Origin of the sequence: Pseudomonas helvetica (genome assembly GCF_039908645.1) — a bacterium.
Lineage (GTDB): Bacteria > Pseudomonadota > Gammaproteobacteria > Pseudomonadales > Pseudomonadaceae > Aquipseudomonas > Aquipseudomonas helvetica.
Window position 1 is genome coordinate 6,248,761 of record NZ_CP150917.1, and the last position, 20,964, is coordinate 6,269,724.

The 20,964-nt window shown below is 59.9% G+C and carries 20 protein-coding genes; 13 read left to right on the forward strand and 7 right to left on the reverse strand.

Features of this window, described 5'->3' with window-relative positions:
• Window positions 1–63: 63 nt before the first annotated feature.
• Window positions 64–1,485, reverse strand: a complete 1,422-nt coding sequence (gene tagH, locus AABM55_RS28945) for a type VI secretion system-associated FHA domain protein TagH (RefSeq protein ID WP_347928376.1) — start codon at window positions 1,483–1,485, stop codon at window positions 64–66.
• A 404-nt stretch (window positions 1,486–1,889) separates the two neighbouring features.
• Between tagH and tssA the strand changes: the two genes are divergently transcribed.
• From tssA to AABM55_RS29005, 12 genes are all read left to right on the forward strand, one after another.
• Entirely contained in the window at window positions 1,890–2,915 is a 1,026-nt protein-coding gene (gene tssA, locus AABM55_RS28950; RefSeq protein WP_054594706.1) for a type VI secretion system protein TssA, read from the forward strand.
• Between the two features lie 80 nt (window positions 2,916–2,995).
• The gene (gene tssB / locus AABM55_RS28955; protein ID WP_007894500.1) at window positions 2,996–3,505 is read left to right on the forward strand and encodes a type VI secretion system contractile sheath small subunit; all 510 of its coding nucleotides are present in this window, start codon (window positions 2,996–2,998) and stop codon (window positions 3,503–3,505) included.
• Window positions 3,506–3,520: 15 nt separating this feature from the next.
• Complete coding sequence (tssC, locus tag AABM55_RS28960) at window positions 3,521–5,014, forward strand: type VI secretion system contractile sheath large subunit (RefSeq protein WP_054598202.1); 1,494 nt, start codon at window positions 3,521–3,523, stop codon at window positions 5,012–5,014.
• Window positions 5,015–5,155: 141 nt separating this feature from the next.
• A complete protein-coding gene (locus AABM55_RS28965; protein WP_054594707.1) occupies window positions 5,156–5,644 on the forward strand; it encodes a type VI secretion system tube protein Hcp in 489 nt (162 codons plus the stop codon).
• A gap of 82 nt (window positions 5,645–5,726) precedes the next feature.
• Window positions 5,727–6,185: a type VI secretion system amidase effector protein Tae4 gene (locus tag AABM55_RS28970; protein ID WP_347928377.1), complete on the forward strand. Its 459-nt coding sequence runs from the start codon at window positions 5,727–5,729 to the stop codon at window positions 6,183–6,185.
• A 38-nt stretch (window positions 6,186–6,223) separates the two neighbouring features.
• On the forward strand, window positions 6,224–6,622 hold the full coding sequence (locus tag AABM55_RS28975) for a hypothetical protein (protein WP_237142970.1): 399 nt from the start codon (window positions 6,224–6,226) through the stop codon (window positions 6,620–6,622).
• Window positions 6,623–6,710: 88 nt separating this feature from the next.
• Window positions 6,711–7,130, forward strand: a complete 420-nt coding sequence (locus tag AABM55_RS28980; RefSeq protein WP_237142971.1) for a hypothetical protein — start codon at window positions 6,711–6,713, stop codon at window positions 7,128–7,130.
• Complete coding sequence (gene tssE / locus AABM55_RS28985) at window positions 7,124–7,636, forward strand: type VI secretion system baseplate subunit TssE (protein ID WP_054594710.1); 513 nt, start codon at window positions 7,124–7,126, stop codon at window positions 7,634–7,636. Before AABM55_RS28980 ends, tssE begins: the two co-directional genes overlap by 7 nt.
• Window positions 7,633–9,492 carry a type VI secretion system baseplate subunit TssF gene (tssF, locus tag AABM55_RS28990; RefSeq protein ID WP_054594711.1) on the forward strand — a complete coding sequence of 620 codons (1,860 nt, stop codon included), beginning with the start codon at window positions 7,633–7,635 and terminating at the stop codon, window positions 9,490–9,492. Before tssE ends, tssF begins: the two co-directional genes overlap by 4 nt.
• Complete coding sequence (gene tssG, locus AABM55_RS28995) at window positions 9,456–10,508, forward strand: type VI secretion system baseplate subunit TssG (RefSeq protein WP_054594712.1); 1,053 nt, start codon at window positions 9,456–9,458, stop codon at window positions 10,506–10,508. Before tssF ends, tssG begins: the two co-directional genes overlap by 37 nt.
• The gene (gene tssH, locus AABM55_RS29000; RefSeq protein WP_054594713.1) at window positions 10,501–13,179 is read left to right on the forward strand and encodes a type VI secretion system ATPase TssH; all 2,679 of its coding nucleotides are present in this window, start codon (window positions 10,501–10,503) and stop codon (window positions 13,177–13,179) included. Before tssG ends, tssH begins: the two co-directional genes overlap by 8 nt.
• Window positions 13,180–13,287: 108 nt before the next feature.
• On the forward strand, window positions 13,288–15,228 hold the full coding sequence (locus tag AABM55_RS29005; protein ID WP_347928379.1) for a type VI secretion system tip protein VgrG: 1,941 nt from the start codon (window positions 13,288–13,290) through the stop codon (window positions 15,226–15,228).
• 48 nt (window positions 15,229–15,276) lie between these two features.
• Here AABM55_RS29005 and AABM55_RS29010 read toward each other — a convergent pair whose 3' ends face one another.
• From AABM55_RS29010 to AABM55_RS29035, 6 genes are all read right to left on the reverse strand, one after another.
• Entirely contained in the window at window positions 15,277–15,540 is a 264-nt protein-coding gene (locus AABM55_RS29010) for a hypothetical protein (RefSeq protein WP_347928380.1), read from the reverse strand.
• Window positions 15,537–15,869, reverse strand: a complete 333-nt coding sequence (locus AABM55_RS29015; protein WP_347928381.1) for a hypothetical protein — start codon at window positions 15,867–15,869, stop codon at window positions 15,537–15,539. Before AABM55_RS29015 ends, AABM55_RS29010 begins: the two co-directional genes overlap by 4 nt.
• Before the next feature lie 196 nt (window positions 15,870–16,065).
• Window positions 16,066–16,599, reverse strand: coding sequence for a hypothetical protein (locus tag AABM55_RS29020; protein ID WP_347928382.1), 534 nt, complete (start codon window positions 16,597–16,599; stop codon window positions 16,066–16,068).
• A gap of 139 nt (window positions 16,600–16,738) precedes the next feature.
• Window positions 16,739–17,002, reverse strand: a complete 264-nt coding sequence (locus AABM55_RS29025; RefSeq protein WP_347928383.1) for a hypothetical protein — start codon at window positions 17,000–17,002, stop codon at window positions 16,739–16,741.
• 14 nt (window positions 17,003–17,016) lie between these two features.
• Window positions 17,017–18,282 (reverse strand): PAAR domain-containing protein, encoded by a 1,266-nt coding sequence (locus AABM55_RS29030; protein ID WP_347928384.1) that lies wholly within the window; start codon window positions 18,280–18,282, stop codon window positions 17,017–17,019.
• Window positions 18,283–18,336: 54 nt separating this feature from the next.
• On the reverse strand, window positions 18,337–18,771 hold the full coding sequence (locus AABM55_RS29035) for a DcrB-related protein (RefSeq protein WP_054594718.1): 435 nt from the start codon (window positions 18,769–18,771) through the stop codon (window positions 18,337–18,339).
• Between the two features lie 250 nt (window positions 18,772–19,021).
• Between AABM55_RS29035 and AABM55_RS29040 the strand changes: the two genes are divergently transcribed.
• Window positions 19,022–20,959: a type VI secretion system Vgr family protein gene (locus AABM55_RS29040; RefSeq protein ID WP_347928385.1), complete on the forward strand. Its 1,938-nt coding sequence runs from the start codon at window positions 19,022–19,024 to the stop codon at window positions 20,957–20,959.
• Window positions 20,960–20,964 lie beyond the last annotated feature (5 nt).

The window sequence follows — 20,964 nt, forward strand, 5'->3', positions numbered from 1 at the left end:
TCAATGACGTTTCAGCTATCCATTGTTCCGTTCGTTGCTATGTATCGCGTTATGAGTCGGTGCTCAGCCGCGGCGCGGCCTTGTACTGTGCTCTTCGTAGGCGCGGCTGAATTCCCGACCGAACAGGTCCTGGAAATCCTCTTGGGCCTCGCGGGAAATCTTGCTGTAGAGCTCGGTGAACTGCTGCCAGTACTGGGCCTGTCGCGAGCCATTGAAAAGGCTCGACAGGCCACCGGGCTTGCCCATGCGCTCTTCCAGTTGCGCCGGCTCGAAGCGCGCCAGCAGATGCTTGATCGCTGCTTCCACACCGGCCATCACCGCCAATTGGTGGGCACGCAAGTCGTCGAAGCTATCGCGCACCGCCAGGTCCGGCGCCATGAACGCCTGACTGCTGTGGCGCAGCAGCAACAGCATGGCTTCATCGACGTTGGGAGCGAATTTCAGCGGGTTGTTTTCCACGGGTTGAATCATCGTCTGCTGAATGCGGAACTCGCCCTTGAGGCTACTGCGGGCGCGCAAGACATCGATCAGGCCTTCGACCATCAGCCGATAACTGCGGCCGATGCTTTCCATCTGCGCTTCGGCCTGGGCCTTGTCCAGGCGCAACTGATCCAGACCTGCGCCGCGCAGGAAGGCTTGCAACAGGTCGGGTTGAGCATTGTCGGCCGGGCTGACCGGATTGACCTCGCGTTCGACGATGGCCACGGGCGGTTCATGCAGGGGTGCCGGCGCGATCGGTGTGCTGATTTGAGGCGCGGGTGACGGCGTAACCTCTGCAACAGGCAAGGGGGCGACAGGCAGCGGGGCAACCGCAACCGGCGCAGACTTATCGCTGAACAGGTCCCAATCTTCCGGAATCACCGAGGCCGACGCCAACGGTACAGGCACTGCCACGGGCGTTGGGCTGGGAATCGGGGTCGGTGGGCGGAAGTCATGCTGCTCGGCCGGAACATGGTCGGGCTGGGTGGCAGGCGGGATGCTGGTCGGGGACAGGAAGTCGAAAAGGTCCGACACTGTGTCCATGGCCGACCCGCCCTGGAAATGTGCGGGCGGTGTTATGGGCAACGACGTCGGCGTATTCGCAGCAGCGCCCTGGTGCCCCATCAGGGCCTCGAAGCTGTTGGACGAATCGGCAAAGGGGTTGCTGTCAGTCACCGGCAGACTGAAATCAATGCGCACCTGGATGTCATAATCACCGATACGGATAACTTCGCCATCCTGCAACGGCTCGCTGTTTCCCTTGCGCAGACGAATGCCGGCCTTGACCAATTCCACACCATTAGTGCTGTTATCGGTTAAATAGTAGCGGCCATCTTTGTATTGAATAACGCAATGTTTGCCGGAAATAAGGCGCTGAGGGTCAGGCAATACCCAGTCATTATCAGAATTGCGGCCAATTGCCATCATGCCCCGGTCCATGGATTTTTCAGAGCACTGACCTGGGGTAATCTTGTGATAACTAGTGATAGTCAAACACAGCGACATCTTGCCTCCTTGCTGAACACTTTGCGCGCAGGCGAGTGAGGGCCTACGCCCGAGTGACTCTCGCCGACATACCTTGCAAACAACGTCGAAAACGCCTTTCAACCAGCATGATTGCTGATCTTAACCGGCTTGCGTGACAAAAAACCTGCATAAGTGCCCGCCTCGACCCACCGGTCGCGCGGGTTGTTAAGCACCTCACATCTGTCGCACAGGATAATAGCTTACCTTGACAAGGCATAAGTACTACACCAAAAATGCGCAAGTTCTTGAATATGAGCGACGGTACTTCAAGATCATTGCCCCTCAAAAGAGCAATTACCGTCAAGGAAACATGTGAAGTTCCATCGCGAACTCGCGTGTGAAATGCCCGACTCTGTCAGCGGGCGATAGGGAGATCAAATTCAGTGGAAGTACCTTCGCTGCTCGCCGCCGTTTCCGAGACTTCGCCTTGCGGTGAAGATCTGGAATATGACCAGGCATTTTTGCGCCTGGAACGCGACTCCCGCGGCCAGCCCGAGCGCAGCATGGGCGATTCGATATTGCCTGCCGAACCCCCTGAATGGAGCAGCATCCAGCAGCAAAGCCTGGAGTTGTTGCAACGCAGTAAAGACCTGCGTATCACCCATTTCCTTTTGCAAAGCTCCCTTGCCCTCGAAGGCGTCACGGGCCTGGCCCGCGTCCTGACGCTGATCGGCGAATTACTCAAGCAATACTGGGCCGATCTGCATCCGCGACTGGATGCCGATGACGACAACGATCCTACCGTGCGCATCAATGCCCTTGCCGGCCTGACGTCGGACACCACCATCCGCCTGCTGCGCGAAAGCATCCTGGCCCGCTCGCGTACCTTTGGCCCTGTCAGCCTGCGCGCCGCCGCCAATGCCAGCGGCCTGCAAAGCTTCCCTGACGAAAGCCTCGGCTCCGAGCAGCTCGCCGGGGCGTTCCTCGGCAGCGATCCCGAGCAACTGGAAATCACCCGCGCTGCCTTGCACGAGGCTCGCAATGCCGCCGAGACCATTGAGCAACAGGTTAGCGAATACGTCGGTTCCGCCCAGGGCGTTGACCTTGGCCCGCTGAAACAGCCGATCAAAATGGCCCTGCAGATCCTCAGTCAGTTCGCCCCCCAGAGCGGCGACGGCCCCCTGCCCGATGCCATTAGCGACGACAGCGCCGCGCCAGTTGAATACGCCACCGCACCGAGTGCACCGCGCAGTACCGGCACTGGCGAAATCAACAACCGCGACGACGTGCTGCGCAGCCTGGACCGGATTCTTGCGTACTACACGCGTCAAGAGCCTTCCAGCCCGCTGCCGGTGCTGCTGAACCGGGCAAAGAATCTGGTGCACGCCGACTTTGCGGCCATCGTGCGCAATTTGATTCCCGACGGCATGAGCCAATTTGAAAACCTGCGCGGACCAGACAGCGAATAAAAGCGAAAGGATCACGCAGTCACGTCACCGGTACCACCGATGACGCCAACACCGTCGCTTGAGCGACCAGGAGCAGCAACGTGGCGAAGCAAAGTTCTCAGAAATTCATCGCGCGCAACCGCGCGCCTCGAGTGCAGATCGAGTACGACGTCGAGCTCTACGGCGCCGAAAAAAAGGTCCAGTTGCCCTTCGTAATGGGCGTTATGGCTGACCTTGCCGGCAAGCCGGCCGAGCCCCTGGCCCCTGTTGCCGATCGCAAGTTCCTTGAAGTGGACGTCGACAACTTCGACTCGCGCCTCAAGGCCATGCAGCCACGCGTCGCGTTCCACGTGCCCAACGAGCTGACCGGCGAAGGCAACCTGAGCCTGGACATCACCTTTGAAAGCATGGACGACTTCAGCCCCGCCGCCGTGGCGCGCAAGGTCGACTCGCTGAACAAGCTACTCGAAGCGCGCACCCAACTGGCCAACCTGCTGACCTACATGGACGGCAAGACTGGCGCCGAAGAAATCATCATGAAGGCCATCAAGGACCCGGCGCTGCTCCAGGCACTTGCCAGTGCGCCGAAGCCAGCCGAGCCTCAGGCTTAATCAGGACGAATGATCATGACCGATTCAGTACGTGCAGACGCTCAGACACTGGGCACCACCGAAGAAGCCAGCGAGTTCGCCTCCCTGCTGCTGCAAGAATTCAAACCCAAGACCGACCGCGCTCGCGAAGCCGTCGAGACCGCCGTGCGCACCCTGGCCGAACAGGCCCTGGCGCAGACCGACCTGGTGTCCAACGACGCGATCAAGTCGATCGAGTCGATCATTGCCGCCATCGACGCCAAGCTCACCGCCCAGGTGAATCAGGTCATCCATCACCCGGACTTCCAACAGCTGGAAAGCGCCTGGCGTGGCCTGCACTACCTGGTCAACAACACCGAGAGCGACGAGCAGCTCAAGATCCGCGTGCTCAACATCTCCAAGACCGACCTGCACAAGACCCTGAAGAAATTCAAGGGCACTGCGTGGGACCAGAGCCCGATCTTCAAGAAGATGTACGAGGAAGAATACGGCCAGTTCGGTGGCGAACCCTACGGTTGCCTCGTGGGCGATTACTACTTCGACCAGTCGCCGCCGGATGTCGAGTTGCTGGGCGAATTGTCGAAAGTCTGCGCCGCCATGCACTCGCCGTTCATCGCAGCCGCCTCGCCGACCGTGATGGGCATGGGCTCGTGGCAAGAACTGTCAAACCCGCGCGACCTGACCAAGATCTTCACCACCCCGGAATACGCCGGCTGGCGCTCGCTGCGTGAATCGGAAGACTCGCGCTATATCGGCCTGACCATGCCGCGCTTCCTGGCGCGCCTGCCCTACGGCGCCAAGACCGACCCGGTGGAAGCCTTCGCCTTCGAAGAAAACACCGACGGCGCCGACAGCTCCAAGTACACCTGGGCCAACGCCGCTTACGCGATGGCGGTGAACATCAATCGCTCGTTCAAACACTTCGGCTGGTGCTCGCGCATTCGTGGCGTGGAATCTGGCGGCGAAGTGGAAAACCTGCCGGCCCACACCTTCCCGACCGATGACGGCGGCGTAGACATGAAGTGCCCGACCGAAATCGCCATTTCTGACCGCCGTGAAGCGGAACTGGCGAAGAACGGTTTCATGCCGCTGCTGCACAAGAAAAACACCGACTTCGCCGCGTTCATCGGCGCCCAGTCGTTGCAGAAACCGGCTGAATACGACGACCCGGATGCCACCGCCAACGCCAACCTGGCCGCGCGCCTGCCCTACCTGTTTGCCACCTGCCGTTTCGCCCATTACTTGAAGTGCATCGTGCGCGACAAGATTGGTTCCTTCAAAGAGAAGGACGAAATGCAGCGTTGGTTGCAGGACTGGATCCTCAACTACGTCGACGGTGACCCAGCGCACTCCACCGAAACCACCAAGGCCCAGCACCCATTGGCTGCGGCCGAAGTGATCGTCGAGGACGTGGAAGGCAACCCGGGGTACTACACCTCCAAGTTCTTCCTGCGTCCGCACTATCAGCTCGAAGGTCTGACCGTGTCGCTGCGCCTGGTATCCAAACTGCCTTCGGCCAAAGGTGCGTAACACCGCCCTTGATGTGATCGTTCCCACGCTCTGCGTGGGAATGCCGCCCAGGACGCAGAGCTTCACCCGATGCGTTACCACGCAGAGCGTGGGAACGATCAGCAAAAACACAATGTGGTAGAGACCACACAGGGAGAAAACATGGCTGTTGATATTTTCATCAAGATCGGCGACATCAAGGGCGAGTCCATGGACAAGGCCCACAAGGACGAAATCGACGTCTTGAACTGGAGCTGGGGCATGTCCCAGTCCGGCAATATGCACACGGGTGGTGGCGGCGGTGCGGGCAAGGTGAATGTCCAGGACCTGTCGCTGACCAAGTATGTCGACAAGGCCTCGCCGAACCTGATGATGCACTGCGCCGCCGGCAAGCACATCGACAAGGTCAAACTGACCGTGCGCAAGGCCGGCGGCGAAAGCCAGGTCGAGTACATGATCATCAACCTGGAAGAAGTGCTGATCACTTCCCTGAGCACCGGCGGCTCGGGTAGCGATGATCGCCTGACCGAAAACGTCACCCTGAACTTCGCCAAAGTGCTGGTGGACTACCAACCGCAGAAAGCCGACGGCACCAAAGACGGCGGCCCGATCAAGTTTGGCTGGAACATCCGTCAGAACGTCAAGGCGTAATCGAAGATGCCCCCGTCGCTATGCGTCGGGGGCAGTTTGGTGCTTGCTCGAATCCAATCCTTCCCCATCCGGTGTTTGAGTCATGGCCAAGCCTTCGTTTATTAATTTGTGGAAAGCGTATTCCGACCTTCTGGTTACGCATCCCGACGCAAAGCCTTGCGATGGTCCGTGGGCCAACCAGTGCGCTATCCGTATGAGCATGACGCTCAATGCGGAGCTGACCATCAAGGTCAACAAATCTACCTATACCGAACCCAAATGTGCGCATGAACATGCCAGGGGTGCCGAGTCGCTGGCGAACTGGTTGTGGAAGCACCATCTGGGGCGGCCACTGATTCTCGATGGAAGTGCCGAAGAACGTCGGAAGTTGCAAGACAAGACCGGGCTCATCTTCTTTAAGGATTGTTTTCAGCAGACAGGAGAGTCATCGGACAATCGCACCGGCGACCATATCGACCTGTGGAATCGCGGCCTGACCATCGGCCGGTATAGCGACCCTTCCTACCGATCCCGAGCCATCTGGTTCTGGGAGCTGACATGATCGGGTCTAACCGAAACGCAGTAGCCCTGTGTTGCGTAATGTCGAGTGTATCCGCGTGCGCCGACCAGCAAGCGCCATCTGCTGCCGCGGATCAGGTAGTCACCCTGGGCGCACAACAGCTGACACTGGAGAACGAGCAGCAGCGCTGCGTGTTGCGTAAACCGGATCAGAGCGTGCTGCCGCTCGAAATGCCATGGCCTTGCCAATTTGCGGTCGACCGCCAAGGCAAGCCGCACGTCGAGTCCTTCAACAATGTGCCGATTGCCATCGTGCTGCACATAAGCGTTGACCCTGCGAACAGCCGCGACTGTCGGTCCGAGTACCGCGCCGTACGCCAGATCAAAGGTCAGCTCGAACCTTCGGCGGTTTCTCGCAGTGCCAGTTGCCTGCGTGGCGCAGGGGACCAGAAAGACTACACAGCGCTTTTCACTTGGTAAGCGACTTCACATGCAATCACTCACGACTCTGCGCATCGCGCAAAACAGGTTGGGCTTTGGGGTTGAAATGATCAAACGAACCCTGTTGATGCTGCTGTCCGGCTGCCTGCCGTTGAGCCTCAATGCCTGGGCCGGACAGCAATCAATTGCTGCACCCAGCAATCAAGTCATTGTCGCCGGACAAACATTGACTTTGGAAAACCACGATCAGCAATGTGCGTTACGCAAACAGGACCAAAGCTTCTTGAAACTAGACATGCCATGGCCTTGTTTTCTGAGTGTCGACCGCAAGGGCCAGCCACGGGTCGAAATCTTCAACAATGCCCAAATCATCATCGTGGAGCACTCCACGCCCGAGCCCCCTCCGAGCCGTGATTGTGACGCTCGGTATCAGGCCATCCGCCAAATCAAAGGCCAGCCCATGGAAGTGTCGAAAGTCGCTCGTAGTGCTGGCTGCATGACCGGCGGCATGGACCAGAAAAATTTCGTGGCGCATTTCTCGTGGTAACCGAAATCGCCACCCGCGATCGCCTGCAACCGTCCCTGCTGGATCGGTTGACCGACGACGACCCGAGCAATCTCAAGGAAAGCGCCGACAAGCGCGTGCTGTCCCTGAGCCAACTGAAAGCTTCGGTGCTGCGTGATCTGGCGTGGCTGCTCAACACCACTTCATTGCTCGGCGCCGATGCGACGTTGCACACCCCGGCCGGTACTTCGGTGATCAATTTCGGGTTGCCAGCCCTGGCCGGCAACAGTGCGTCGAACGTCGATATCGCGGCGCTTGAAGCGCTGATCCACCAGGCCATCGCCACGTTCGAGCCGCGGATTCTGCGCCATACCCTGCGCGTGCGGGCCCGGGCGTCCGCCGAAATGAACCACAACGCCCTGAGCTTCGAGATTGAAGGCGATCTCTGGGCGCAGCCGGTGCCGCTGCGCCTGATGCTGCAAACCGACCTGGACCTGGAATCCGGCCATGTGCGGGTGGTCAACGCCGACCAGCGGAGACGCTCATGAACCCGCGCCTGTTGGAACTGTACAACCAGGAGTTGCTCCACGTGCGCGAAAGTGCGGCGGAGTTCGCCCAGGAATACCCGAAAATCGCCAGTCGGCTGACGTTGTCCGGTATGGACTGCGCCGACCCGTATGTTGAGCGCTTGCTGGAAGGGTTCGCCTACCTGACGGCGCGAGTACAGCTCAAGCTCGATGCCGAATACCCGACCTTCACCCACAACTTGCTGGAAATCGCTTACCCCCATTACCTGGCACCGACACCGTCGATGACCGTGGTGCAACTGCAGGCCGACCCCGATGAAGGCTCGCTGAGCAGCGGCTTCCCGCTGCCCCGCGACACGGTCCTGCGTGCCGCCCTGGGTCGCGAAACCCAAACCTGCTGCGAGTACCGCACCGCCCACGCGGTGACGTTGTGGCCGCTGCAGGTCAGCCGGGCCGAGTACTTCGGCAACCCGTCCGCCGTGCTCGGGCGCCTGGCCGCCAGTGAACCCAAGGCCAAGGCCGGCCTGCGCCTGACCCTGCGTACCGGGGCCGAACTGCCATTCAACAGCCTGACCCTGGACAACCTGCCGCTGTACCTCAGCGGCGCCGACGAGCAGCCCTTTCGCCTCTATGAACAGCTGCTGGGCAACGCCTGCGCCGTCTTCGCACGTCAGCCCGGCGGCGATTGGGTAGAACGCCTGCCGCAGGATGCACTGCGTTCCGTGGGATTCGACGATACCGACGCCGCGCTGCCAGTGGTCTCGCGAGCCTTCCAGGGCTATCGCCTGTTGCAGGAATACTTCGCCCTGCCCCACCGCTTTCTGTTTGTCGACTTCACCCAGTTGAGCCGTGCGGTCAAACGCTGCGACGGCCAGGAACTGGAATTGATCGTGCTGTTCGACCGTCACGATCCGAGCCTGGAAGGCAGTGTCGGTGCCGCGCAGTTCCTGCCGTTCTGCACCCCGGCAATCAACTTGTTTCCCAAGCGCCTGGATCGCATCCATTTGTCGGAGCGGGTCCATGAACACCATGTGATCGCCGACCGCACCCGGCCGATGGATTTCGAGATTCATTCCCTGACCACCCTCACCGGCCATGGGACCGGGTCAGAACAGCCTTTTTTGCCGTTCTATACGGTACGTGATCCGTCTCGTTACGGCCGCGATCAGGCCTGGTACACGGTGCGGCGCGAACCACGTGTGCTGTCCAGCGGCCAGCGGCGCAACGGCCCGCGCTCGACCTACATCGGCAGCGAAACCTTCGTCAGCCTGGTGGACAGCCAGCAGGCACCCTATCGCCACGACCTGCGCCAACTGGGCGTAACGGCGTTATGCACCAACCGCGACCTGCCGCTGTTCATGAGCGTGGGCAATGGCAAGACCGACTTCACCCTGGCAGACAGCGCACCTGTAGCGGCGGTGCGGTGCGTGGCAGGCCCGAGCCGCCCACGCGCCAGCCATGCCCATGACGCCAAGGCCTGGCGGTTGATCAGCCAGCTTTCGCTGAACTACCTGTCCCTCAGCGAGCAAGGCCAGGGCGCCGCCGCCCTGCGCGAACTGCTGCGCCTGTACGGCGACAGCAACGATACGGCGCTGCAATTGCAGATCGAAGGCCTGCGCGAAGTCAGCAGCAAGGCCTGCACCCGACGCTTGCCAATGCCGGGTCCGATCGTGTTTGGCCGTGGCCTGGAGATCACCCTGGAATTCGATGAAAACGCGTTTCGCGGCACCGGGGTTTTCTTGCTCGGCGCAGTGTTCGAACGCTTCCTGGCACGCTACGTGTCGATCAACAGTTTTACCGAGACGGTGATCCGTACCACCGAACGCGGCGAGATCATGCGATGGAAAGCCAAGCCCGGACGCCGTCCGACCCTGTGAGTACCCTGGAGGCGATGCACCAGGAGCCCTGGGAATATGACTTCTTCCAGGCATTGCGGCGCATCGAGTGCGAATCGCCTGAGCTGCCGCGCCTGGGCCATTCGTTGCGCCTGGCCGATGATCCGCTGCGCCTTGGGCAACAAGCCGATTGCACCTTCGCCCCGGCGACCCTGGCCTCGGTACAGCCGGGTATCGACGGCGCGCCGGCGCGGCTGGAGCAGTTCTTTTTCGGCCTCGGCGGCCCCAACGGCCCGTTGCCGCTGCACATCACTGAGTATGTGCGCGAACGCCAGCGCAACAACGCCGACAGCACCAGCAAACGCTTCCTGGATGTGTTCCACCATCGCCTGCTGAGCCTGTTTTATCGGGCCTGGGCCGAAGCGCGGCCGACGGTCAGCCATGATCGCCCGGACGATGACTATTGGTCGGCACGCCTGGCGGCACTGAGCGGCCGGGGTATGCCGAGCCTGCTCAAACAAGGGCTGATCCCCGACACCGCGAAGCTGCATTACAGCGGTCATCTGTCGGCACAAACCCGCTACCCGGACGGCCTGAAGGCCATTATCAGCGAATACTTCGGCCTGCCGGTAGAGATCGAGGAGTACGTCGGCCAATGGCTGGAGCTGCCGGAACGCAGCCGCGTGGGCGTCAGCGCCCATCAATTGGGCATGGATTTTTGCCTGGGTCGTTACGTCTGGGATCGCCAGCACAAATTCCGCATTCGCCTGGGGCCGCTCAAGCTCGATGACTACATGGGCATGCTGCCCGGCAGCCAACCTTTCAATGAGCTGGTGGCCTGGGTGGCCGAATACCTGGGCCATGAACTGGACTGGGACTTGAACCTGATCCTGGAACAGCCCGAAGTACCGGCACTGCAACTCAATGGCCGCTTCCGTCTGGGGTTCAATACCTGGCTGGGCCGGCCCGAAACAGATGCCAAGGATTTAATACTGGCCCGGCATTACGCCGAGCAAGCCAACACCTCACAGACCTCAAGGAGCCATGAGCATGGGTGAAATCAGTCGCGCCGCGTTGTTCGGCAAGTTAAACAGCGTGGCCTACAAAGCCATCGAAGCCGCCACCGTGTTTTGCAAGTTGCGTGGCAACCCTTATGTGGAACTGGCCCACTGGTTTCATCAGTTGCTGCAATTGCAGGACTCGGACCTGCACCGCATTATCCGCCAGTTCAATATCGAACCGGCACGCCTGGCCCGAGATCTGACCGAAGCCCTGGACCGTTTGCCACGGGGCTCGACATCAATCACCGACTTGTCCTCCCATGTGGAAGAAGCCGTGGAACGTGGCTGGGTCTACGGCAGCCTGATGTTCGGCGAAAGCCAGGTGCGTACCGGTTACCTGGTGCTGGGCATCCTCAAGACCCCGAGCCTGCGCCACGGGCTGCTCGGGCTGTCGGCAGAGTTTGACAAGATCAAGGTCGAGGCCCTGAGCGAGCGGTTCGACGAATACGTCGGCGACTCGCCGGAAAATGCGCTCAGCGCCAGCGATGGTTTCAACGCAGGCAGCGTGCCCGGTGAAGCCAGCGGCGCCATGGCCCCCAGCGCCATGGGCAAGCAGGAAGCACTCAAGCGTTTTACCGTCGACCTCACCGAGCAGGCCCGCAGCGGCAAGCTTGACCCGATTGTCGGCCGTGACGAAGAGATCCGCCAGTTGGTGGACATCCTCATGCGTCGTCGGCAGAACAACCCGATTCTGACCGGTGAAGCCGGTGTCGGTAAAACCGCGGTGGTCGAAGGCTTTGCCCTGCGCATCGTCGCCGGTGACGTGCCGCCGGCGCTCAAAGACGTGGAACTGCGCAGCCTCGATGTCGGCCTGTTGCAGGCCGGCGCGAGCATGAAAGGTGAATTCGAACAGCGCCTGCGCCAGGTCATCGAAGACGTCCAGGCGTCGCCGAAACCGATCATCCTGTTTATCGACGAAGCCCACACGCTGGTAGGTGCCGGTGGCGCCGCCGGTACCGGGGATGCGGCCAACCTGCTGAAACCGGCTCTGGCCCGGGGCACGTTGCGCACCGTGGCCGCCACGACGTGGGCCGAGTACAAGAAGCACATTGAAAAAGACCCGGCCCTGACCCGTCGTTTCCAGGTGGTGCAAGTGGCCGAGCCGTCGGAAGACAAGGCCTTGCTGATGATGCGCGGCGTGGCCTCGACGATGGAAAAACACCATCAGGTGCAGATCCTCGACGAAGCCCTGGAAGCGTCGGTCAAGCTGTCTCACCGCTACATCCCGGCGCGTCAGTTGCCGGACAAATCCGTGAGCCTGCTGGACACCGCCTGCGCCCGGGTCGCCATCAGCCTGCATGCCGTGCCGGCCGAAGTGGACGACAGCCGTCGCCGCATCGAGGCGCTGGAAACCGAGCTGCAGATCATCGCCCGCGAGCACGCCATCGGCATCGTCATCGGCGCCCGCCAGAGCAACAGCGAAAACCTGCTGGCCGCCGAGCGCGAACGCCTCGCCGAACTGGAAAGTCGCTGGGCCGAAGAGAAAACCCTGGTAGACGAATTGCTCGCCACCCGCGCCACCCTGCGCGAGCGCGTCGGTGTGGTGGACAGCGAGGATGGCAGCGAGACCAGCCACGCCTTGCGCGAAAAACTGGTGGACCTGCAACAGCGTCTCAGCGCCCTGCAAGGCGAAACCCCGTTGATCCTGCCGACTGTGGATTACCAGGCCGTAGCCTCGGTGGTCGCCGACTGGACCGGCATTCCGGTGGGCCGCATGGCCCGTAACGAACTGGAAACCGTGCTCAACCTCGACCAGCACTTGAAGAAACGCATCATCGGCCAGGACCACGCCTTGCAGATGATCGCCAAGCGCATCCAGACCTCCCGCGCCGGCCTCGACAACCCGAGCAAACCGATTGGCGTGTTCATGCTCGCCGGCACCTCCGGCGTGGGCAAGACCGAAACCGCCCTGGCCCTGGCCGAAGCCATGTACGGCGGCGAGCAGAACGTCATCACCATCAACATGAGCGAATTCCAGGAAGCCCACACGGTGTCCACGCTCAAGGGCGCGCCACCGGGCTACATCGGCTATGGCGAAGGCGGCGTACTGACCGAAGCCGTGCGGCGCAAACCCTACAGCGTGGTGCTGCTGGACGAGGTGGAAAAAGCCCACCCGGACGTGCATGAGATTTTCTTCCAGGTCTTCGACAAAGGCGTGATGGAGGACGGCGAAGGTCGCGTGATCGACTTCAAGAACACCTTGATTCTGCTGACCACCAACGCTGGCACCGAGCTGATTGCCCGGGTCTGCAAAGACCCGCAAAACGTGCCCGAGCCCGAAGAAATCGCCAAGGCCCTGCGCCAGCCGCTGCTGGAGATTTTCCCGCCGGCCTTGCTGGGCCGCCTGGTGACCATTCCGTACTACCCGCTCAGCGACGAGATGCTCAAGGCCATTACCCGCCTGCAACTAAACCGCATCAAGAAGCGCGTGGAGAACACCCACAAAGTGGCGTTCGATTACGACGATGAGGTGATCAACCTGATCGTCTCCCGTTGCACCGAAACCGAAAGTGGTGGGCGGATGATCGACACCATCCTGACCAACAGCCTGCTACCGGACATGAGCCGCGAGTTCCTCACCCGCATGCTCGAAGGCAAGGCGCTGGCAGGGGTGCGAATCAGCGCCCGGGACAACGAATTGCACTACGACTTCAGCGACGCCGCATAGCCCTGGAGGAATGCGCTCAGTCTGGGAGCTGGCAAGCCAGCTCCCACATTTGATCCGGTTTCTGCTGAGAAAAGCGCTGCGGCGATTACAACGTTTACGGGATTACTGATGCTATTCAAGCAACTCTCACGCCTGGCAAAAGTCACCAGCCCCCTGGGGCCAGAGGTGCTGTTGCTCAAAGACATGGGCGGCGGCGAAGAGCTGGGGCGGCTGTTCAACTATGAGTTGCAACTGCACTCGCTGGACAATGCCATCGACCTCAACCAGTTGCTCGGCAAACCCATGTCCCTGAGCCTGCAACTGGACGGCGGTGGTGAACGTCATTTCCATGGCATCGTTGCCCGCTGCAGCCAGAATGTCGACCAGGGCCAGTTCGCCAGCTACCAGGTCACGCTGCGGCCTTGGCTTTGGCTGCTGACCCGCACCTCCGATTGCCGGATTTTCCAGAACCTGACCATCCCGCAGATCATCAAGCAGGTGTTTCGCGACCTCGGCTTTTCCGATTTCGAAGACGCCCTGAGCCGGCCCTATCGCGAGTGGGAATACTGCGTGCAGTATCGCGAAACCAGTTTCGATTTCGTCAGCCGCCTGATGGAGCAGGAAGGGATCTACTACTTCTTCCGCCATGAACAGGGTCGTCATGTGTTGGTGTTGGCCGATGCCTACGGCGCTCACGCCAGTGCGCCCGGCTACGCCTCGGTGCCCTACTACCCCAGGAATGAGCAGCAGCGCGAACGCGATCACATCCACGATTGGCACCTGGCCCAGGAAGTCCAGCCGGGTTCGCTGGAGCTCAACGACTATGATTTCCAGCGCCCCAGCGCGCGTATCGACGTGCGCTCGGCCATGCCCCGTCCGCACACCGCCGGCGACTATCCGCTGTACGACTACCCCGGCACTTATGTGCAAAGCGAAGACGGCGAACATTACGCCCGCACCCGCATCGAAGCCTTGCAGACCCTGCACGAACAGGTCGAGCTGGCCGGCAACGCCCGAGGCCTGGGCTCGGGTCATTTGTTCAGCCTCACCGGCTTCAGCCGCCAGGACCAGAACCGTGAATACCTGATCGTCGGCACCCGCTATTACATTTCCCAGGAAAGCGGGGAAACCGGTGGTGGCGCGCCTTCGGCGCAGTTCGAAAGCAGCCTGACCTGCATCGACGCCCAACAAAGCTACCGCCCGCTGCCCAACACCCACCGCCCAATCGTCAAAGGCCCGCAGACCGCGTTGGTGGTGGGCCCCAAAGGCGAGGAAATCTGGACCGATCAGTTTGGTCGGGTGAAGGTGCATTTCTATTGGGACCGGCATGATCAGTCCAACGAAAACAGCTCGTGCTGGATTCGCGTGTCACAGTCCTGGGCCGGTAAAAACTGGGGCTCGATGCAGATCCCGCGGATCGGCCAGGAAGTCATCGTCAGCTTCCTCGAAGGCGACCCGGACCGGCCGATCATCACCGGACGCGTCTACAACGCCGAACAGACCGTGCCCTACGACCTGCCGGAAAACGCCACCCAGAGCGGCATGAAAAGCCGTTCGAGCAAGGGTGGCACGCCGGCGAACTTCAACGAAATCCGCATGGAAGACAAAAAAGGCGCCGAGCAGCTGTACATCCATGCCGAGCGCAATCAGGACATCGTGGTCGAGGTCGATGAAAGCCACTCGGTGGGCCACGACCGCAACAAGAGCATCGGGCATAACGAGACAGTGCGTATCGGTGAAGACCGCCTCCGGGCGGTACAGCGCAACGATGCCTTGCATGTCGGAGGAACCAAGAGCGACAGCGTCAGCACCCAATACCTCATGGAGGCGGGATCGCAAATTCGACTGGTCTGTGGCAAAAGCGTGTTGGAATTCAATGCCAGTGGCGAGATCAACATCTCGGGCACGGCGTTCAATATCTACGCCAGTGGCAATGGCAATATCGACACCGGCGGACGTTTGGACCTCAACTCCGGAGGCGCAAGCGAAGTGGACCCCAAAGGTAAAGGCATCAAGGGTGTGATTGATGCGGCGGTAAAAGCATTATTCCCGGCAAAAGCCAAACACTGAGTTCACGCAAGGAGCAACGCCGGCCTCAACGCCCTTGCCTTTCGACGCTCAGATGGCCGTGCCGCGGTTCGTTCCCGGCTGGACAATCAATAGCTCGTCCAGCTCGCGCTTTCTGCAACGCGCCACAAACAGCAGTGCGGCATCCGGATCACGCCTGAACAGCTCAAAGGTTGCACGGTCGATTTCATAGTATTCCTCGTAGTCGGCCATGCCATTGCTGACCGGTATGGAGACGTAGAATCGACCGGCGTCTTGTTCGATGCCCACGGAGAACATATGTTCGCGGTGGATCAGAGCATCTTGAAACTTCACGCGTTCGTCAGCAGGTATTGACCCGGCTGCGTCCACGCGACTCGCAAAAATTTACCGCTCAGCAGTTGCTCGTCACGAAGATATTCGAAAACTTCGGAGGGACACCATTCCTTACCCGCCGAAAAGGCCACCCCTAATGAACGTAGATCATCGAATACCTTAGCCTTCTGCTTGTCGTCCGCGACGTTCAAAACATAGATGTCTTTCTCTGTCGCATGCAAAAACCCGATAGCGCGCAGGGGCAAGTCCAGCGCGTTATCAATGATTTGAACACGGATCAAGTCACCGTCCGCTTTTTCCACGAATGCCTTCAGCAGATCATTAATCACTGACAATTACCTCGGTTGACGTGGTAATACCGTCCGCATCCTTGGTAGGAATCGACTCGACAACCATTTCTGGAGCTCCACCCGGCAAGTGTTTGCCTGGCCCCAGGAAATATTGGTTCCCCTCCATCGGACTTCTTGGCATGCGCCCTACGACATCATCGACCTGCCTGATCTTGAATCCATCTTTAAGCGCTCCTCAGAGATTGGCAGGCACGAAGTCCGGTCCTCCAAGCTTGTCCCTGACGTCCAGGGCGATACGCATCAACGGTTCCCATAAACCGTTCTCGCTGTTCCAAGTGCCACCCGCCCAACGTGTATCCAGGATAAGCGCTGCCTTATTGATCTCAAGCTGCCTCTGAAGGGCTAAAGCCACGGCCCCCATGTCGATTTCGAACAGCTCGGCATAGCGCCCCTCGGGCTTTTCGCGCTTTTGGCTAAGGCAATATCGGTAATACCAAACCCAGCCCGCTGCGGCATAGATCGCCCGATTACGATCGGGGTAGGTCGCGAGAATCTTGAGCAAAGCCGCCACGAAACGTGCGGGGAAGTTGGCGTCGCGGGTCTGCTGCCAGTAACGCAACACCAGCAAATCGAAGGCCACGACGATATTCTGCGGTTCATCGTAGTCGTTTTTGGCTTCTTGAAAGTAGAACGGCTCGCCTACAAGGAATTTATCCAATTCGTCATTGGCCAGGGCAAGCAGCAATACATTGTCTGGATGGGTACTCATTGAATACTCACTACATCAGGGTTCGCGAGCAGAAAGTTGATGTCGTTCTGATGTGGAATGCCCACCTTATCCAATACCGCCTCCGTGCAGGTTTCACGCAAGGAATAACGCCGGCCTCAGCGCCCTTGCCTTTCGACGCTCAGATGGCCGTGCCGCGGTTTGTTCCCGGCTGGATCATCAACAGTTCGTCCAGCTCGCGCTTTCTGCAACGCATGACAAACGGCAGTGCGGCACCCGGGTCACGCCTGAACAGCTCAAAGGTCGCACGATCGATTTCATAGTATTCCTCGTAGTCGGCCATGCCATTGCTGACCGGTATAGAAACGTAGAATCGACCCGAGTCTTGTTCAATGCCCACGGAGAACATGTCCTCGCGACTTACCAAAACATCGTGAAATTTCATGACTACCTCTACAGTCATAGTGCCGTCCAACTGAAGTCGTTGGGTGAAATGCCTCCGGCGTCGATTACCGCCTCGCTGCTACCGGTAGGCAGCTTACCGCCAGGGATCCAAAACTCGTTAGCGCCGGCCTCGTTACCTGAAGGAATACGCAGGTTCAAGTCTCTAGGCGCGGGTATATCGACCCGAACAAGGGTACTACTTTCCAGCGTATTTTCGGGAAGCCCAAGCGCCTTCTCCAATGCCCTCTTGTCGCCCTTGGCATTGGCAAGCAATTGATCAGCTTCATGCTTGGGCATGAGGAACGTCGTGCCGTCGCGCTGAGCGAGTCCGTACTTATCCAGGTTGTTCTTTGTCGTGAAGCGTGAGGCGCCTTTGTCGAACTGGGCCAGGTGCTCGGTCACATACTCGGGTGAGAGGTACGTGTCGGCATCGGGTCGAGACCCCTTCGGTGTGGCAAGGATATCGGCCTCGGTCACACCAGGCTTGTACTTGGGTGGCGCAATCTCGGCAGGCTTGGCCGACTTCGCCATTTTCGGGCTCAGCCCAAGCAGTGCCATGCCGGCCACACCTTGCAGCAGGTCCCGATAACCCGGCCCCAGACGATCGCCCAAATCGCCCAGAAGCTCCATGCCCCCCAAAACCAACCCGCCCACCACCACGAACTCGACGAGAACGGCGATACCCGCCATGGCGGCCATTACCAACGCCGCACCCGCCGCCAACAATCCCAGTGCTTCCAACCCGGTATGCATCCATCCCTCAATATCCAGGACAAACGCCACCGAAACCGTCGGCCCGCCGATAAACGTATTGGGGCTGCCGCTCTTGATATGAGCACCGCAAACCATTTTGCTGTGCAAGCGTGCTGCCGGTTTGCCGTTGATGAACACCGTGGCACTGCCTTCAGCGATCAATACCGGAAAGGGCCACATCGGATGATTCATCGGCAGCCCGGAGCAGCTGGAAGCGACGTCCTCTCCCGCTCTCATGGCATTGAAGCTGTTGATATAGACATTGAAACTGCCCATCTGCAACTTGCCCGTTGTGGGCTCGGGCAAATTGAAGATGGTGGAAAGCCCCTTGACGATCTGGAACATCGACAAGCCGCCGGCTGCAATCGAGCCGGCAAAAATCGCCACCGCCACACCGCCGGTGGCGACGGTCGCGGCGATGACCGCGGCACCGATCAAGGCGCCGGCTACGGCACCGGCGACCATCGCTGCGACCCCGAATCCATGGGCTATTTCGTCACCCAGACGTGCTGCAGCCTGTGCATCCATTGCGCGCATCTACCTTACTGATGTGTATGACTGCTCAGTGGGACGTATGGATGCTCAGATGATTGGAGGCTGTGGCTTGAACGAATGCATCGCCAGCTTCCAGGCCTGCTCGTGATAGGCGAAGTCATTCGGTGTCGTGGTCAAGGTGGTGATCAGCACGGACGGCTTACGCTCGATGAACACCTGGCGCAGCATCAGTTCGCGCCCCTCGCGTTGCCAGGTGTAATCCAGCAATGTGGCGGTATGCCCTTGCAGCACCGTGTCCCAGCGCTGAACCAGCTTGAAACCCGGCAGTTGCTGCTCCGCACTTTTGAGTTGGCGGTCCACGTATTCTGCAAATGGCGCGTCGCCCTGGGTAGCATCGCGACTGATGACGAAACTGGCTTCTTTAGCAGGGCCGACTGCTGGCAGCTTAAAAATATTGATGCTCTGGTCCTGCCAGGTATCGGGGATTTCGAGATCGGCTTCTTGCATGCGGTAAGAGGTCACAGTAATCGCTTTCCATAGACGTGAGGTGACGCGCAGGGGAGCAGATATTCAGGTAATGCCTGGCAACAATCAAGAGCCTGGTTCCTCTCCCCCAAGTAACGAACTACATTATGACTTCTGCGCCACCGCCCTTGGCGGTCGCGCGTCTCTGTACGAACTACCGAAGGTCGCAATCTCTTGATCTTTAAAGTCAAAAGGCTGCAATCTTCGGCAGCGTCAAAAGGATTGCGACAGCGAATAAGGACAGCCCATGTTATTCAACCAAGCCTCACGCCTGGCAAAAGTCACCAGCCCCCTGGGGCCAGAGGTGCTGTTGCTCAAAGACATGGGCGGCGGCGAAGAGCTGGGGCGGCTGTTCAACTATGAGTTGCAACTGCACTCGCTGGACAATGCCATCGACCTCAACCAGTTGCTCGGCAAACCCATGTCCCTGAGCCTGCAACTGGACGGCGGTGGTGAACGTCATTTCCATGGCATCGTTGCCCGCTGCAGCCAGAATGTCGACCAGGGCCAGTTCGCCAGCTACCAGGTCACGCTGCGGCCTTGGCTTTGGCTGCTGACCCGCACCTCCGATTGCCGGATTTTCCAGAACCTGACCATCCCGCAGATCATCAAGCAGGTGTTTCGCGACCTCGGCTTTTCCGATTTCGAAGACGCCCTGAGCCGGCCCTATCGCGAGTGGGAATACTGCGTGCAGTATCGCGAAACCAGTTTCGATTTCGTCAGCCGCCTGATGGAGCAGGAAGGGATCTACTACTTCTTCCGCCATGAACAGGGTCGTCATGTGTTGGTGTTGGCCGATGCCTACGGCGCTCACGCCAGTGCGCCCGGCTACGCCTCGGTGCCCTACTACCCCAGGAATGAGCAGCAGCGCGAACGCGATCACATCCACGATTGGCACCTGGCCCAGGAAGTCCAGCCGGGTTCGCTGGAGCTCAACGACTATGATTTCCAGCGCCCCAGCGCGCGTATCGACGTGCGCTCGGCCATGCCCCGTCCGCACACCGCCGGCGACTATCCGCTGTACGACTACCCCGGCACTTATGTGCAAAGCGAAGACGGCGAACATTACGCCCGCACCCGCATCGAAGCCTTGCAGACCCTGCACGAACAGGTCGAGCTGGCCGGCAACGCCCGAGGCCTGGGCTCGGGTCATTTGTTCAGCCTCACCGGCTTCAGCCGCCAGGACCAGAACCGTGAATACCTGATCGTCGGCACCCGCTATTACATTTCCCAGGAAAGCGGGGAAACCGGTGGTGGCGCGCCTTCGGCGCAGTTCGAAAGCAGCCTGACCTGCATCGACGCCCAACAAAGCTACCGCCCGCTGCCCAACACCCATCGCCCCATCGTCAAAGGCCCGCAGACCGCGTTGGTGGTGGGCCCCAAAGGCGAGGAAATCTGGACCGATCAGTTTGGTCGGGTGAAGGTGCATTTCTATTGGGACCGGCATGATCAGTCCAACGAAAACAGCTCGTGCTGGATTCGCGTGTCACAGTCCTGGGCCGGTAAAAACTGGGGCTCGATGCAGATCCCGCGGATCGGCCAGGAAGTCATCGTCAGCTTCCTCGAAGGCGACCCGGACCGGCCGATCATCACCGGACGCGTCTACAACGCCGAACAGACCGTGCCCTACGACCTGCCGGAAAACGCCACCCAGAGCGGCATGAAAAGCCGTTCGAGCAAGGGCGGCACACCGGCCAATTTCAACGAAATCCGCATGGAAGACAAAAAAGGCGCCGAGCAGTTGTACATCCATGCCGAGCGCAATCAGGACATCGTGGTCGAGGTCGATGAAAGCCACTCGGTGGGCCACGACCGCAACAAGAGCATCGGGCATAACGAGACGGTGACCATCGGCAACAACCGTCTGCGCATCGTCAAGCAGGAAGACATTCTGTCGGTGGGCCAGCGCAAGACCGACAGCATCAGCCAGAGCTACGTCATTGAAGTGGGCGAGAACCTGCGGCTGGTCTGTGGTGAAAGCATCCTGGAGCTCAATGCCAGCGGCCAGATCAACCTGACCGGCGTGCAAATCAGCTTCTATGCCAGCGGTGATGCCGAGTTCAACACCGGCGGCGTGCTGCACCTGAACAATGGCGGCGGCGCTGGCGCCACGCCTGATGGCCAGGGCGTCAAGGCGAGCATCGACGCCAACATCAATGCCGCGTTTCCCAAGTCCAAGAGCTAATCACG

Bases quoted from the DNA above. Each gene is read 5' to 3' on its own strand.
- tagH (WP_347928376.1), bottom strand. From the start codon at position 1,485: ATGTCGCTGTGTTTGACTATCACTAGTTATCACAAGATTACCCCAGGT.
- tssC (WP_054598202.1), top strand. From the start codon at position 3,521: ATGACCGATTCAGTACGTGCAGACGCTCAGACACTGGGCACCACCGAA.
- AABM55_RS28965 (WP_054594707.1), top strand. From the start codon at position 5,156: ATGGCTGTTGATATTTTCATCAAGATCGGCGACATCAAGGGCGAGTCC.
- AABM55_RS28970 (WP_347928377.1), top strand. From the start codon at position 5,727: ATGGCCAAGCCTTCGTTTATTAATTTGTGGAAAGCGTATTCCGACCTT.
- AABM55_RS28975 (WP_237142970.1), top strand. From the start codon at position 6,224: ATGTCGAGTGTATCCGCGTGCGCCGACCAGCAAGCGCCATCTGCTGCC.
- AABM55_RS28980 (WP_237142971.1), top strand. From the start codon at position 6,711: ATGCTGCTGTCCGGCTGCCTGCCGTTGAGCCTCAATGCCTGGGCCGGA.
- tssF (WP_054594711.1), top strand. From the start codon at position 7,633: ATGAACCCGCGCCTGTTGGAACTGTACAACCAGGAGTTGCTCCACGTG.
- tssG (WP_054594712.1), top strand. From the start codon at position 9,456: ATGGAAAGCCAAGCCCGGACGCCGTCCGACCCTGTGAGTACCCTGGAG.
- tssH (WP_054594713.1), top strand. From the start codon at position 10,501: ATGGGTGAAATCAGTCGCGCCGCGTTGTTCGGCAAGTTAAACAGCGTG.
- AABM55_RS29005 (WP_347928379.1), top strand. From the start codon at position 13,288: ATGCTATTCAAGCAACTCTCACGCCTGGCAAAAGTCACCAGCCCCCTG.
- AABM55_RS29020 (WP_347928382.1), bottom strand. From the start codon at position 16,599: ATGAGTACCCATCCAGACAATGTATTGCTGCTTGCCCTGGCCAATGAC.
- AABM55_RS29025 (WP_347928383.1), bottom strand. From the start codon at position 17,002: ATGAAATTTCACGATGTTTTGGTAAGTCGCGAGGACATGTTCTCCGTG.
- AABM55_RS29030 (WP_347928384.1), bottom strand. From the start codon at position 18,282: ATGGATGCACAGGCTGCAGCACGTCTGGGTGACGAAATAGCCCATGGA.
- AABM55_RS29040 (WP_347928385.1), top strand. From the start codon at position 19,022: ATGTTATTCAACCAAGCCTCACGCCTGGCAAAAGTCACCAGCCCCCTG.